This window comes from Bacillus australimaris (assembly GCF_001307105.1).
In the GTDB taxonomy this organism is placed as follows: Bacteria; Bacillota; Bacilli; order Bacillales; family Bacillaceae; genus Bacillus; species Bacillus australimaris.
In genome coordinates this window covers 400,052-414,289 of the sequence record NZ_LGYN01000026.1, presented here as the reverse complement: position 1 = coordinate 414,289, position 14,238 = coordinate 400,052, and the positions used below count along the sequence as shown (strand labels likewise).

Genomic DNA, 14,238 nt, shown 5'->3' with positions numbered 1-14,238 from the left:
AGCTGAGATAATCTTGCTCTATCTATCCTCTTTTTTACTAAAATAACTAACCAATCACAAATTAGTTATGCCTAATAATTCCATAAATCGTGAGAGGGCACTGGTCATGTACGAATCACGGCGCCTTATAAACACAGTGGGCACTATTCTATGTGGTTCCGGTAATGGGTGGCAGGTAAATCTGTCTTGCGCCCGTGATTCAACCATAGATTTTGGTAACACAGTGACTCCAAGCCCGTTTTCAACGCATTTCAGAACGCCCTCTAAAGTACCATATTCCATTATTTTCATAGGAGCAAAGCCGTTGCTTTCCAGCCATTTCTGCCATCGTCCCAAATAGATGCAATGCGCGAATGACGAGAGCAATGGTTCATGTAAAATGGATTCTACCTGGAACTGCTCTGAGGAGTAGCTTGTAATCAGAACTAGAGACTCTTCTAATATAGGGTACTCAATAATATCCGGATGATGAATTGGGCCATCTACCAATGCGCCGTCCACCTTATAGTTGAGAATGGCACTCACTTGATCTACAGTAGGTGCCATATACATACTCAATTCTACTTGTGGAAAATTCTTATGATATTCTGCAAAAATTTTTGGCAATCTTGTAGAAGCAGTTGACTCTATCGCTCCAATGTGTAAAGTTCCCCGCGGAGTAGAGGAAAGCTTTACTGCCTCTATCGCTTCTTCGAAATTGTAGAGTAATTTGTTTACATATGGCAACAGTTCACGTCCCGCAGGCGTTAAGGATATCTTCTTGTGATATCGATATAGAAGAGGAACACCTAATTCTTGTTCAAGACGTTGTATTCGTGCAGTGACATTTGACTGCACATAATTTAAATTCTTAGCAGCTTTTGTAATACTTTGTTCTGTGGCTACTGCTTTAAATACCTCCAAAGATTTAATATCCAAAATAATTCTCCCTTTTGCATCACTAATTGTGATGATGTATACATTATTTTTTAATTTTACGTGATCCATTGAAGTATGTAAACTGAATGATACAAGGGGGGATGTTAAAACTAAGGTTTTGCGTACCTTGTTATTTGATAATAATGGAGGGAATCTAATGATCTCAAAGATGAATGTCCAAGAAAAATTTCTGCAAATAAATGATTATTGGAAGCCTAGAATAATCGGTGAATTGAACGACTCATACATTAAAATGGTAAAGATTAAGGGTGAATTCATTTGGCATCACCATGATGATGAGGACGAAATGTTTTTTGTATGTAAAGGGAATCTGGTCATCCGTTTTAGGGATAGGGAAATAGCGCTTAATGAAGGAGAGTTTCTTGTGATACCTAAAGGAATTGAACACCAGCCAATTGCTGAAGAGGAAGTTCATTTGCTATTAATCGAACCAAAAACGACTCTAAACACGGGGAATGTGGTTAACGAACGAACCGTTCCGATTCCTCAAAGAATTTGATGAACACTAGATCATTGAATTAATTTTAAAACAATACTATGCTTTCAATTGCTTCATAGAGGTATGGATTCTGATATTAATATGATACGTAGAATACGAAAAAGGGAGGATTCATATGAGTAGACAAGCTATCAATTTGAATGAAAAATTTTCTAAGTTCAATGAACATTGGTCGCCAAAGGTTATTGGTGAAATGAATGACTATCAATTTAAGTTAGTCAAGATTCAAGGGGACTTTGTATGGCATGATCATAAACATACAGATGAGGTATTCTTCGTAATAAATGGTGAAATGTCCATCATATTCCGAGATGGAGAGGTGAAACTCTCAGAAGGAGAAATGTTTGTCATCAAAAAAGGTTTAGAGCATAAGACTTATGCTGAAAATGAATGCCAAGCAATGATAATAGAGCCTATAGGTGTAGTAAACACTGGTGACACGATTTCTGAATTAACCGCTGAAGTTGATGTATGGATTTAAAACGCTAAGTCGCATTTAAGATGAAATATAGCCATGGTGGTCTTAGGTGATAAACATTTAAAATGACTCATAATATTCTTCAACTAACGGGTGCCTTACTTGAAATCGAGGCAGCGATCGCTGTCTCGATTTACTACTTAGTGATCCGCAACGTTATTTTTGAAAAAAATCACTTACACAGAATCAACAAAAAAGTACAGCACTGGGTATAAGTGATGTACTAATTCATAATCTGTGACACGAAAGGCAGCCTATTGTTAAGCCTGTTTTATCATACATTTGCAGAGTAGTAAGCGATTTTTTTGTTTATCGATTCTTGTAGCGGAAGTGTGCATTGATCTGACCTTCCAGCATTTTTTTCTTAAATTGTCCGCTTTTGAGCGCTTGTTCTTTTTTCTTCATGTCTTTTAAAATTTCAGCTGTCTGCACCCCGTCTTCCCTTTTATTGGCGATGTCCATTAACCGTTCAACATCTGCAAATGAATATTTCCGTGTGCCTCTAGTTGAGCGCTGGGGATAGATGAGTTTACGTTCCTCGTAATATCGGATTTGCCTGACGGAAAGTCCTGTTAATTCACTGACAATCCCGATTGAAATGACTTTTTTATCTTTATAAGATACATCTTCCTGCGTCATATACTCACCCCTGCAAGTCTTTTCTTCATATTATATAGAACGAGAAGTAAAAAAACCTAACGTTTGTTAGAAAATATAACACAAAAACGAGAAAAATGAAAAAATAATGGCAGGAAAGATGACAGGAGGTGTGCAATGCTTCTTACAGCATCATATAATGATGGTGAATTGAAATAGGAGGAGGAGCATAAGATGGAGCGAGCACAGATCATTCGTATGGCAAAAGAAATCATCGCATTAGATGTGAAGAGGGATGAATTGCTTGAGCAATTTATGCAGGCTGCAGGTCAGAATGCACATGCTCTTCTACGAGCCGTACAAAATGATTTGTATAAAAGGTCTTCATAAGCACCCGATCCAAATCACTTGATAGGGGGAGATAATCGGTGCGGCGTATATTAAAAGAAGCTTTAGCTAAAGAAAGACATTATTATACGAAGCAGCTTTGTTCATTAGGGGTTTACAGCCCTGATGCGGCCAAGAACATGACAAATAGTGACTTAAAAAAAGAGTATCATTTCTTTTTCAACAAAACAGAGCGCTGTCTGTAAAAATCCCTTGTAATGTGCGGATGTCACATAAAGGGTTCTTTTTTTGTTTAATATTATAGCAATATTGAATTTTGTAGAAATTTGGCGAATAAAGTACAAGAAACCATAGAGTCCTTACAGATTATGTTAAAGTGTGTCGCATCATGATGGTTTGCTGAAAAAGCTTTTTTTCGAGATGATTGTGAAAAATAAGAAGGATTTTAAAAGTTTATATCGAAAACTTATACATAACACGAATGGAGTCACTTATGTGGTTGAAAGGGTTTTCAAAAACGTACTTCTATTTTTTACGAAAGGCTCCAACTGCACCGCAAGACAGCCTTGAAGTTAAAAAAATATTATAAGAGGTAGATATGTGATGAGACTATCGTTTAATGAAGAAGAAGTAGAACGTTCAATGACGCTTTACAAGGTTTTTGCAAGAGCATTTAAAAGCGTTTCAGAACACAGTATTAGAGACAGCAAAGAGCATGGATTTAATCCAACTGAATTTGCCGTTCTTGAATTACTGTACACAAGAGGTGCTCAAAAGCTTCAGCAAATCGGCTCAAGACTCCTGCTTGTCAGCGGGAATGTGACGTACGTAATCGACAAATTAGAACGAAATGGTTTCATTGAAAGAGAACAGGACCCTAAGGATAAACGGTCGGTTTATGCTCATTTAACGGATAAAGGGCGAAGTTATCTTGATAAGATTTATCCGATTCACTCTCTTCGGATTGCGCGTGCATTCTCTGGTCTGACGCGTGAAGAACAAGAGCAATTGATTAGTCTATTGAAAAAAGCAGGTATTCACAGTCAACATTTATTATTTAGATAAAACGAAAAAGGTGCCATGATTGGCACCTTTTTTATGTGTCCATCTGCGCCGGATAGGCGATGAATTTTTCAATATCGCTTGCTGGCAGCGGCTTGGCATAATAAAATCCTTGCAGGTCGTCACAGCCCTGGGCAGATAAAAGCTGGGCCTGAGCAAACGTTTCAACACCTTCTGCTATGACTTCAAGAGACAATTGGTGTCCCATCGCTATAATAGCCCCGGTAATCTGTTCAGACTTTGAATCACTTAAAATATCCTCAATAAAGGATTTGTCGATTTTTAGTCGATGAATAGGTAAATCCTTCAAATAGCTTAAGGAGCTGTGGCCTGTACCGAAATCATCAATACTAATACGAACGCCAAGCTGTTTCAGCGACGTTAACACCTGTTTTGATTGCTTAATATTATCCATTGTCATACTTTCTGTGACTTCAAGCTCTAAAAGAGATGGTTTCAGGTCGTATTTTTTTAGTGTCAGCTTAATCAAATCAATTAAGTCTTCGGAATTGAATTGTTTCGCAGATAAATTGACAGCGACAGGAATCTTTAGTCCATCGTCATACCACACTTTGGCCTGCTTACATGCGGTATCGATGACCCATCTGCCAATATCAATGATGAGGCCTGATTCCTCTGCTAGTTCAATAAAAGCCTCAGGTGACTTTAAGGAACCATCTGGTGCCTTCATTCTTAAAAGGGCTTCAACCCCAGTCATGTTTCTTGTTTTGGCACTAACTTGCGGCTGGTAATGAAGGACAAATTGCTCTCTTTGAATGGCATCCCTTAATTCCAGCTCTCGGTTTAACCTGTCTTCACTCAATCTTTCCATAGATTCGGTAAAGAACTCATAACGGCTTTGCTTATGTTTTTTGGATAAATACATGGCCATATCGGCCTTTCTCATGAGTTCCATCCCGTCTTTGCCATTTTGCGGAGAAATGGCGATGCCAATACTGATAGATGTAATGAGCTGATGGTTCTGGATGAAAAAAGGACGTTCAAATTGGCGGATGATATTCCTAGTAATTTGTTCAATTTTAAGTGTATCATGCTCCAGGTGAGGGAAAATCATTAAAAATTCATCACCGCCAAGTCGTGCGATAAAGCCATTGTCCGGTAAACATTGTGTCAGTCTGTTTGCGGCAGCTTTCAGCAGTAAGTCCCCTATGTTATGACCAAGTGCATCATTAATAATTTTAAAACGATTTAAATCAAGAAATAGAACCGCCGTTGATGTTTTTGTCTCTTCTTGAGCGGATAGAACATCATTTAAATGGTTGATCCCGTGGCGGCGATTAGGAAGCTCTGTTAATGCATCATAATGTGCCATGACATGAATTTCTTTTTCTGCAATCCGCTGCTGCGTTAAATCTTTTAATACAAGATAAATGCTGTCTAGTGAATCGTTGACATGAACAGGTATGTAAGTGACATGGTAATAATAAAAACGATCTGTTGTTTTCAGCTCTGCTTCGCGTGTGATGGCCTTTTTTGACTGGGAAATAAATTCTTCCCACAACTCAGTCGGCATCACGTATTGGCTGACATCATCACCAATCTTAGAATTGCACAATGTTAAGATTTGTTTACCAGTGTCATTCGCAGAAAGAACCTTTCGTTCGACAGATAATACGATAATCCCATCAATATTATGTTTGATCAGCGATTGAAACCGCTGCTCATTTTCTTTCAGCTGATCTGACTGTGTCATGATTCGGTGATCGATATAGGCACCAAAGATCATCAGTGATTGGACTATAAGTGTCATTAAGCCGATGAAAATAGACAAGCTGAATGGTGACATTTCAAGAAAACCACCTCCAGCAGCATGTCCATCAGAGTGAAGAAACATGGTAGAAGCAGCCATGCCAGTATAGTGCATACCCGCAATTGCACACCCCAACAACATTGAACCAAAAGCCTTTAAAAGATAATTCTTCCGTTTATCTTTAGTGAGATCAACACGAAAGAAGAGTTTCAATGAGATGTAGGAGGTAATTGCAGCAATGAAAAATGAAAGAAAAAAGAGGACTGGATCATAGCTGATTGAGACATTGGCCATGGATTCCATTCCAAGATAATGCATGCTGCAAATAGCTGAGCCCATGGTAATTGAACTAATAAACAGCCGTCTTGTAGAGAGCTGCTTTTGAATGCATATTGTAAAAGCAATCAAGGACCCGATGAAAGACGCCAAAATCGATAAAATCAGTAATGGTGTTTCATATGTGATGCCAGCTTGCATTTGAAATGTCATCATGTCAATAAAATGCATTGACCATATCCCCATTCCCATGATCATTGCACCAATGATCAGCCATACCTTTTTCTTTGAACCGCTTGACTGTGTCACTCGGCTGGCTAAATGAAGAGCTGCGTAGGAGGCGACAGCGGCGACAGCGATTGACAGAAAGACAAGCCATCCGTTGTAGCTTCCTGTTAAATGGGTCATGTGAGAAAACCTCCTGTATCTTAAAACAAACATATACTTAATATATCGGATCAAATGGCTCCTGTGTTCACTTTTCCATCACTTAAATACAAAAATCGACGTTTTTTTCACCCATTTTTTATAGTAAAATCAAATTTAATGTAAAAAAACGATGAAAAGCGAATCGTTTCTTCAGTTTGATTCGTTTAATATATGGTGTGATTCTAAAAGAGATAGAATCAGTCGAATGATTATGTGTGAAAGGGATTGATAAACATCGAAGATTTTATTATTTCTTTAGCTGATGCCTTTAAGAACTTGTCATACTTTGGCATCTTCCTCGCATTATGCATTGAATTTGTACCTGCTGAAGTGGTTTTGCCTCTTGCGGGTTACTGGGTCTCAGAAGGGGACATGGCCTTTATCGGTGTAGTGGCGGCCGGTTCCATTGGCGGTGTGGTTGGCCCTTTGACCTTGTACTGGTTAGGACGTTACGGCGGCAGACCCTTTTTAAATAAATATGGGAAGTACTTTTTGATAAAACCTGAGTCGCTTGATAAATCGGATGCTTTCTTTAAAAAACATGGCGGGTTCGTCGCATTCAGCGGGCGGTTTATACCAGGGGTCAGAACGCTTATCTCCATCCCATGCGGTATTGCCAAGATGAATGTGTGGGTCTTTTGCCTGTATACGTTTTTGGCGATTACACCGATTACGTTTGTGTATGTGTATCTTGGGTTTACGCTCGGGGAGAATTGGAAAGAGGTTGGCACTATGTTAGACCCATATCTTTTACCGATTGGGATCGGTGTTGTGTTATTGTTTGTTCTTTACTTATTGCTAAAAAGAAGAAAAAGAAAAACTGAAACACCAACTGCCTAATCATTGGATCAAAACGAAAGTCACCTGTTGACAATCCAGTGTCTATTGATTATGATATAAGTAATCTAAATATTCTAAATCCCGCCAAAGGGGAGTAGCGTCCGGTTTTACCGGAAACAAAGTCGTCATTACATGGACTGATGTTCCATCGGCTTTGTTGGCATGATTCTACATATCACATGTCTAGCAAGACCTTTGCCATTACAGGCAAAGGTCTTTTTTGCATTCATAAGCCTTTGTCTGTTGTGGGACAATAGATAAAAACAAGGAGGAATGATGATGGATGCAGCCATTATTTTAGAGTACGGGTGGGTTCTTCTCGTACTGATTGGATTAGAAGGAATTTTAGCTGCGGATAACGCACTGGTCATGGCCGTGATGGTCAAACACCTTCCTGAAAAGCAAAGAAAAAAGGCATTGTTTTACGGACTTGCAGGTGCGTTTGTCATGCGATTTGGTTCTCTGTTCCTTATTTCGTTTTTAGTGGATGTGTGGCAGGTTCAAGCCATTGGCGCAATTTATCTTCTTTATATTTCCATTCACCATATTTTAAAATCGCACGTATTTAAGAAAAAAGAAACAGAAACAAACGTAAAGCAAAGCGGCTTCTGGGCAACCGTCGTGAAAGTAGAGCTTGCTGACATTGCTTTTGCAGTAGATTCTATTTTAGCGGCTGTCGCTTTAGCTGTGACACTGCCGGCAACAAGTCTGCCACAAATCGGTGGACTCGACGGTGGTCAATTTATTGTCATTCTATTAGGCGGTATCATTGGTCTTGTCATTATGAGATTTGCCGCAACTGTCTTTGTGAAACTGCTCAAAACAAGACCGAGCCTAGAAACAGCAGCATTTGTCATTGTCGGGTGGGTTGGAGTGAAGCTTACACTTTATACACTGTCACATCCGGCCATTGGTGTCGTATCGTCTCATTTTATTCATTCAACTTTATGGAAAGTCATTTTCTGGACGGTGCTTCTTGCAATTGCAGCATTTGGCTGGTTTTTATCAAGTCCATCAAGAAAAGGCGAGCAAGAAAACGAGGAGAAACAAGAGGTACGCGTAGGAGAGTAGGTTTTCTGAAAGAAATATCATTTCATTTTCATAACACGTATATTACAAATAAGGGGGAGATACCCCCTTATTTCTTTGCTTTTAGACGAAACATTGTAAAGTAGATGATGACATACATGTCATAATTGAGTAACAGGAAATGAATTCCTCATTTCTTCCTTTGCGCTTCCCTCATAAATTAGCTATCATAAATGAGTAATATAGGGAGAACTGAGGTGAAACCATTGCTTAGCCTTTTGTTTAAAAAAGGAAAGAAAAAGCAAACATTAGAGCAGTCGGCTATCAGTATTCAACAAGGTGATATCGAACTGCAAAATGCATTAATAGAGCAATACAAACCATTTGTCGCTAAGACGGTTTCATCCGTTTGTAAACGATATATAGATGAAAAAGATGATGAATTCAGCATAGGCTTAATTGCCTTTAATGAAGCAATAGAAAAATACTCTGCCGAAAAAGGAAACTCACTTCTTGCTTTCGCAGAATTAATTATTAAAAGAAAAGTGATTGACTATATTCGAAAAGAAGCGAGAAATGCGCCAACGGTTCAGATGGATCTTCAAGAAAGTGAGAATGGCGAATACTCTCAAAGCATGATTGAAGCGGAGCTGTCTGCAAATGAATATAGGCGCTTGATCGAACAAGAACATAGAAGAGAAGAAATTGAACATTTTAAAGAACGATTGAAAGTATACGGACTCACGTTTCAAGAGTTGCTTGAGCATTCACCAAAGCATGCAGATGCCAGGCAAAATGCGATTAAAGTAGCCCATACACTCGTTGAAAACGATGAGCTCAAAACCATTTTATTTCAGAAAAAACAATTGCCAGTCAAACAGCTGGAAAAGCTAGTGGAAGTCAGCCGCAAAACGATTGAGAGAAATAGAAAATACATCATTGCGATGGCGATCATTATGACGGGTGATTATGTGTATTTGAAAGATTACCTTAAAGGGGTGCTTAATTCATGAGAAGAGGCATTATAGTAGAGAAAAACAAAAAGTATGTCACGTTGCTGACCCCTGATGGACAATTTCTGCGGACAAAATATGAAGAGCAAAACTATGAAATCGGCCAAGAAGTGACATTTCCAAATGAATCACGTCTCGAAAGAAAAAGAGCCGGTTTTTTTGACCTGCTTCGTTTACGTCCATTAAATGCAGGAATCCTATCAATTGCAGCGATTATTGTCGTGATTTTTACTATGATGCCATCTTTCTCAAGTCAAAAAGCATATGCGTATATGACGATTGATATTAACCCAAGCTTTGAGCTGAAGCTTGATCAAAATTATGAAGTGATCGGTGTCACTCCACTGAATCAAGATGCGAAGCAAGTACTGTCGAATTTGAAGAATTTAGATAAAAACGACGTGACCAAGGTCGTACAGGAAATCATAGATGATTGTGACAAAAAAGGATACGTGAACGACTCTAGAAGTATTTATATTTCAACGGTTTATGAAAACAAGCAGGACAATACATATAAAACAAACGTAAAAAGCAAAATTAACACCATTTCTGGCGAATATCAAAAACGTAATTACAAGCTGGAAACTGTAGAAAGTGACCTGGAAACGAGAGAAAAAGCTCAAAAGGCAGGCATTTCAACAGGAACATATATTAGAAATCAAGAAATGCAAGACAAAGAACAAGAAGACATCAAAAAGGATGAAGACGCAGCAGAAAATGATGCTGTGAAAGAAGAAGATCCTAAGAAACATGATGAAGAGCAAACAGATCAAGACAAACAAAAAGAAGTCAAAACAGACGATAGCGAAGAGGTGCAGCCAGATCAAGAGGCTCCTGAAGCTGAAGACAAAGAGCAGAAGGAAGCAGAGAGGGAAGAGCAAGGATCTATTCAAAAGCCTCACCAAACAAAACCTGATGATGGAAACAAAGACAAAAAGATAAAGGAAGAAAAAGATCATTCTGTCGATAAAGAGCAAAAAAAAAATCACTCAACTGACCCTGATGAAAAAAGAAACCCAAACAGCTCATCACGTGGTAATGCGGGAAAACATGCAAAAAAAAACGCCAGGGATCAGAAACAGCCGCCAGCTAAGCGAAAAAGAGAACATGCGGAGCAAAAAGGGAAAGGTGCACCGTTTCCTTATCGTGAGAACCGGCATGAGCACACATATGAACAATAAAAAAACGCCAGAATAGCTCCGGCGTATTTCACCATGTCTTTATTTAGATGGATTGCCCATTTGTGATTGAGCCTGTTGAACGAGTCTTTTTGTGATTTCACCGCCAACAGAACCGTTTGCACGTGCGACTGTATCTGAACCGAGAGTGACGCCAAATTCTTGAGCGATCTCGTATTTAAATTGGTCTAAAGCTTGTTCTACTCCAGGAACAAGAAGTTGATTTCGATTTGCCATGTTCATTTTCCTCCTTTCACCTCATGTTTGCTACGCCTCCTTATTTTGAAAAAAACGGCGTGCAATTATGCTGGCAATTGCTGTACAAAAAAACCCGAGGTGATCTCATCACCTCGGGTTTTATTTAACCTTTATTCAGCTGCAGCGTATTAAACATCATTTCCTGTGCTGTACTTTGCAAGTGAGAAGTGAACACAGAGAAGACGGTGGAGCTGATAATACCTTTAATCAAATTCCATTGGTTCTGCGTCAATTCTGTAAACTCTTCATAGAGCTTGTCTGTCTGCTCCTCGGTCATTTCTCGTAAGTTTGTTTCCTTTAATGGAAATTGCGTATGGTGATAAATAAAATCAAGGACATGCGCATATGCTTCATAAAAACGGATTGGACTAATAATATCATCTGTTCGATCTGTAATGGTGTTAAATAAGGCAGATAAAATCATCCGAATGGCATCAAAGTCAAAAACTGATTTTAAATCCCTGACAATTAATAAAATAACGACCTGATCAATAGAGTACTTCTTGCCAAGCTCTGGATGGCCAATCATATCTTTAATATCACGTTTGATCCAATTTTGAATCGCCGTTGATTTAAGAGACGTTAGCTCACACAAGTTGCCGAGCTCAACAATTTCATTTGTAGAAAGACCGTGCTCTGATTTTTGCTTCCGCCGTTCAAGCTTCTCAAAAAAAGAAGGGATTTTTAATTCATCATAGTGATGATCCTTATCATTTTTAACAGATAGATTCAAAAGCTGAAGCGGAGTCAGATCTCCCTCTCCTTTTAGAGAATACAGAAGTCTCGTCATGTCCATTCTCGTTAATTTAAAAGTAACCATGTTCCACCTCATTTGTACGTTAAAACGTGATTGTTGATCTAATTCAACATCATAATCTCTTTTTGATGAAAATGCAAAATAAACTAAAAACCAAGAAGGCGCGTCACAATTTATTCACTTTTCTGCTGTTGAAAATGTCTTAAATATTGAAGTGACGGGGCTTAAGCCGTTATGATAAAAAGAAAAAATGATTCCTTTTTCCTTGCAATTTGAGACGTTTATTTTTATAATTTTATTAATAAGTTCATTTGAACTTAATATGACAGCGGAGGTTATGTATGGGTAAAAGAATATTTCTGTTTATATTAACGAACATTCTTGTTATCACTACGATTGGTATTGTACTGTCGGTTATTAGTGCAGCAACTGGTGTTGGTTCTTATATAGGAGCAGACGGAAGACTTAATATACTTTATCTTCTTGTATTCAGTGCAGTTGTTGGTTTTGTTGGCTCGTTTATGTCACTTGCGATGTCTCGCTGGATGGCAAAAATGATGATGGGTGTTCGTGTGTTAAATCCTGAAAAGGATTCATTAACATATGATGAGCAGCAGCTTGTTGACCGCGTGCACAGACTATCAAGAGCAGCAGGCCTTTCTAAAATGCCTGAGGTTGGTATTTATCAATCATCTGAAGTAAATGCTTTTGCAACAGGACCTTCTAAAAGAAGATCACTTGTGGCGGTGTCGACTGGATTACTTCATGAAATGGATGATGCAGCAGTTGAAGGTGTTATCGCTCACGAAGTTGCTCACGTTGCGAATGGTGACATGGTCACGATGACGCTGCTTCAAGGAATCGTCAACACGTTCGTTGTCTTCCTTTCAAGAATTGCGGCATGGATCGCAAGCCGCTTTGTTCCGCGTGAAGAGCTTGTGCCGGTTGTTCACTTTATCGCTGTGATTGTTTTCCAAATCATTTTCTCTATCCTAGGAAGTCTTGTCGTGTTTGCATATTCAAGACATCGTGAATTCCATGCAGACCGCGGTGGAGCCGACCTTGCAGGTAAAGACAAAATGATTCATGCGCTTCGTTCACTTGAGGCGTACACGTCAAGAATCAAAGATGATGACCAAGCAGCAGTTGCTACGTTAAAAATTAGTGGTAAACGAAAAGCTTCTCTTTTCTCAACACACCCTGATTTAAACGAAAGAATTAGAAGACTAGAAGCAAAATAAGAAAGACAAAAAGACATTCTACACGAGGATGTCTTTTTCTTTTTGATGAAAAAGAAAATAAAGCATAAAATAGCTTTAAAATCATGTCTCTTTTCATTAAAATGATAAAGTATTCGAAAAGATAGATAAAAGAAGGAATGACAATGAATCCTATAAAAAAGCTAATTGACCGGCTATCGGCGTTCCAGCTGATTGCCCTTTATTATTTTCTTGCTGTCACGGTATCACTTATTCTTCTCAGCCTGCCAGTAGCTCATCAAGAGGGAGTGAAATGGACATTCATTGATGCCTTATTTACTGCGGTGAGTGCTGTCAGTGTCACAGGACTGACTGTTGTCGATACTTCCCAAACATTTAGTGTGACCGGTATGTGGATCCTGGCGTTTGTCCTGCAAATTGGAGGCATCGGCATTATGACACTCGGTACCTTCGTATGGCTCGTCATGCGAAAAAGAATCGGTATTAAAGAAAGAAAGCTGATCATGGCAGATCAAAACCAAAGCAACTTATCAGGAATTGTGAAACTAATGAAGCAGGTTTTATATTTAATTTTACTGATTGAGTTTATAGGCGGTCTCATTTTAAGCATGTATTTTCTTAAATATTACGATGTGCAGGGAGCTTTTTTACATGGCTTCTTCTCGAGTATAAGTGCGACAACCAATGGGGGCTTTGATATTACAGGAAACTCGCTTATCCCTTACAAGGATGATTATTTCGTCCAATTTATTACGATGCTGCTGATCATCTTTGGCGCAATTGGCTTCCCTGTGCTTGTGGAAGTAAAGGACTATTTATTCAATCAGGAGCGAAAGCACGCATCGTTTTCATTGTTCACCAAAATCACAACGATTACGTTCGGCGGTCTCGTTGTCGTTGGAGCGATTGGAATATATGCACTTGAAGCTGGGTTCAGCTTTCTAGGGAAAAGCTGGCACGAAATTTTGTTTTATTCCTTGTTCCAATCGACTGCAACGAGAAGCGGGGGTTTGACTACATTAGACATTACCCAGCTGACAGAACCGACACTGTTATTTTTATGTATGCTCATGTTTATCGGGGCTTCCCCAAGCTCAGTAGGGGGCGGAATACGGACAACCACGTTTGCCCTTAATTTACTCGCCTTGTTTCATTTTGCTAGGGGAAACAAATCCATTAAAATCTTCAAAAGAGAGCTTCATCAAGCGGATATTAATAAATCCCTTATGGTGACAATGATGGCCTTTATTTTGGTATTTGGCGCTACGTTCCTGTTATCCTTAACAGAGCATAATACACTTCTTGAAAATTTATTTGAAGTTTGCTCTGCATTCGGAACAACAGGGCTGTCACTAGGAATTACTTCCGATCTCTCTGTGTTTGGTAAATGTATCATTATGGTCGTCATGTTTATTGGACGAATCGGCATTCCAAGCTTCTTATATTTAATCGGCCGGAGAGAAAGTGAAGCGAATTATCATTATCCGAAAGAGCGCGTTATTATCGGCTAAACAGCATTCCAAGCGAATGCTGTTTTTTTATTT

At 38.9% G+C, this 14,238-nt stretch carries 17 protein-coding genes and 1 riboswitch; of the genes, 12 read left to right on the top strand and 5 right to left on the bottom strand.

Annotation, left to right across the window (positions count from 1 at the left end):
• Window positions 1–54: 54 nt before the first annotated feature.
• Window positions 55–918: a LysR family transcriptional regulator gene (locus AKG37_RS13750; RefSeq protein WP_060699305.1), complete on the bottom strand. Its 864-nt coding sequence runs from the start codon at window positions 916–918 to the stop codon at window positions 55–57.
• Window positions 919–1,075: 157 nt separating this feature from the next.
• On the opposite strand from AKG37_RS13750, the gene AKG37_RS13745 reads away from it, so the two are divergent.
• From AKG37_RS13745 to AKG37_RS18930, 3 genes are all read left to right on the top strand, one after another.
• Window positions 1,076–1,438, top strand: coding sequence for a cupin domain-containing protein (locus tag AKG37_RS13745; protein WP_060699304.1), 363 nt, complete (start codon window positions 1,076–1,078; stop codon window positions 1,436–1,438).
• A 115-nt stretch (window positions 1,439–1,553) separates the two neighbouring features.
• On the top strand, window positions 1,554–1,919 hold the full coding sequence (locus AKG37_RS13740) for a cupin domain-containing protein (protein ID WP_060699303.1): 366 nt from the start codon (window positions 1,554–1,556) through the stop codon (window positions 1,917–1,919).
• Window positions 1,920–1,981: 62 nt separating this feature from the next.
• Complete coding sequence (locus AKG37_RS18930) at window positions 1,982–2,131, top strand: hypothetical protein (protein WP_160316323.1); 150 nt, start codon at window positions 1,982–1,984, stop codon at window positions 2,129–2,131.
• Window positions 2,132–2,225: 94 nt separating this feature from the next.
• Here AKG37_RS18930 and AKG37_RS13735 read toward each other — a convergent pair whose 3' ends face one another.
• The gene (locus tag AKG37_RS13735; protein WP_024424656.1) at window positions 2,226–2,555 is read right to left on the bottom strand and encodes a MerR family transcriptional regulator; all 330 of its coding nucleotides are present in this window, start codon (window positions 2,553–2,555) and stop codon (window positions 2,226–2,228) included.
• A gap of 192 nt (window positions 2,556–2,747) precedes the next feature.
• On the opposite strand from AKG37_RS13735, the gene AKG37_RS19035 reads away from it, so the two are divergent.
• The 3 genes from AKG37_RS19035 to AKG37_RS13725 all read left to right on the top strand — a co-directional run bounded on the left by AKG37_RS19035 (window position 2,748) and on the right by AKG37_RS13725 (window position 3,926).
• Window positions 2,748–2,903 carry a hypothetical protein gene (locus AKG37_RS19035; RefSeq protein ID WP_162838485.1) on the top strand — a complete coding sequence of 52 codons (156 nt, stop codon included), beginning with the start codon at window positions 2,748–2,750 and terminating at the stop codon, window positions 2,901–2,903.
• Window positions 2,904–2,941: 38 nt separating this feature from the next.
• Window positions 2,942–3,106 carry a hypothetical protein gene (locus tag AKG37_RS13730; protein WP_060699302.1) on the top strand — a complete coding sequence of 55 codons (165 nt, stop codon included), beginning with the start codon at window positions 2,942–2,944 and terminating at the stop codon, window positions 3,104–3,106.
• A gap of 355 nt (window positions 3,107–3,461) precedes the next feature.
• Window positions 3,462–3,926, top strand: coding sequence for a MarR family winged helix-turn-helix transcriptional regulator (locus AKG37_RS13725; RefSeq protein WP_095408317.1), 465 nt, complete (start codon window positions 3,462–3,464; stop codon window positions 3,924–3,926).
• A gap of 31 nt (window positions 3,927–3,957) precedes the next feature.
• Here the strand turns inward: AKG37_RS13725 and AKG37_RS13720 are convergent, their stop codons facing one another.
• Complete coding sequence (locus AKG37_RS13720; RefSeq protein ID WP_060699301.1) at window positions 3,958–6,378, bottom strand: bifunctional diguanylate cyclase/phosphodiesterase; 2,421 nt, start codon at window positions 6,376–6,378, stop codon at window positions 3,958–3,960.
• A 246-nt stretch (window positions 6,379–6,624) separates the two neighbouring features.
• On the opposite strand from AKG37_RS13720, the gene AKG37_RS13715 reads away from it, so the two are divergent.
• The 4 genes from AKG37_RS13715 (at window position 6,625) to AKG37_RS13700 (ending at window position 10,462) form a co-directional block, all read left to right on the top strand.
• Window positions 6,625–7,239, top strand: a complete 615-nt coding sequence (locus AKG37_RS13715; RefSeq protein WP_060699300.1) for a DedA family protein — start codon at window positions 6,625–6,627, stop codon at window positions 7,237–7,239.
• Between the two features lie 77 nt (window positions 7,240–7,316).
• A riboswitch (yybP-ykoY riboswitch) is annotated at window positions 7,317–7,487 on the top strand.
• Between the two features lie 31 nt (window positions 7,488–7,518).
• Entirely contained in the window at window positions 7,519–8,310 is a 792-nt protein-coding gene (locus AKG37_RS13710) for a TerC family protein (RefSeq protein WP_060699299.1), read from the top strand.
• Window positions 8,311–8,525: 215 nt separating this feature from the next.
• On the top strand, window positions 8,526–9,281 hold the full coding sequence (gene sigI, locus AKG37_RS13705) for an RNA polymerase sigma factor SigI (RefSeq protein WP_060699298.1): 756 nt from the start codon (window positions 8,526–8,528) through the stop codon (window positions 9,279–9,281).
• The gene (locus tag AKG37_RS13700; protein WP_060699297.1) at window positions 9,278–10,462 is read left to right on the top strand and encodes an anti-sigma factor domain-containing protein; all 1,185 of its coding nucleotides are present in this window, start codon (window positions 9,278–9,280) and stop codon (window positions 10,460–10,462) included. Before sigI ends, AKG37_RS13700 begins: the two co-directional genes overlap by 4 nt.
• Window positions 10,463–10,501: 39 nt before the next feature.
• On the opposite strand, the gene AKG37_RS13695 is transcribed toward AKG37_RS13700, so the two are convergent.
• Window positions 10,502–10,696 (bottom strand): alpha/beta-type small acid-soluble spore protein, encoded by a 195-nt coding sequence (locus AKG37_RS13695; RefSeq protein ID WP_060699296.1) that lies wholly within the window; start codon window positions 10,694–10,696, stop codon window positions 10,502–10,504.
• 124 nt (window positions 10,697–10,820) lie between these two features.
• Window positions 10,821–11,537, bottom strand: coding sequence for a DUF1836 domain-containing protein (locus AKG37_RS13690; RefSeq protein ID WP_060699295.1), 717 nt, complete (start codon window positions 11,535–11,537; stop codon window positions 10,821–10,823).
• 278 nt (window positions 11,538–11,815) lie between these two features.
• Here AKG37_RS13690 and htpX point away from each other — a divergent pair, with 278 nt between their 5' ends.
• Entirely contained in the window at window positions 11,816–12,715 is a 900-nt protein-coding gene (gene htpX / locus AKG37_RS13685; protein WP_056704857.1) for a protease HtpX, read from the top strand.
• Window positions 12,716–12,858: 143 nt separating this feature from the next.
• Complete coding sequence (locus AKG37_RS13680) at window positions 12,859–14,205, top strand: TrkH family potassium uptake protein (protein WP_078061024.1); 1,347 nt, start codon at window positions 12,859–12,861, stop codon at window positions 14,203–14,205.
• The last annotated feature ends 33 nt before the right edge of the window (window positions 14,206–14,238 follow it).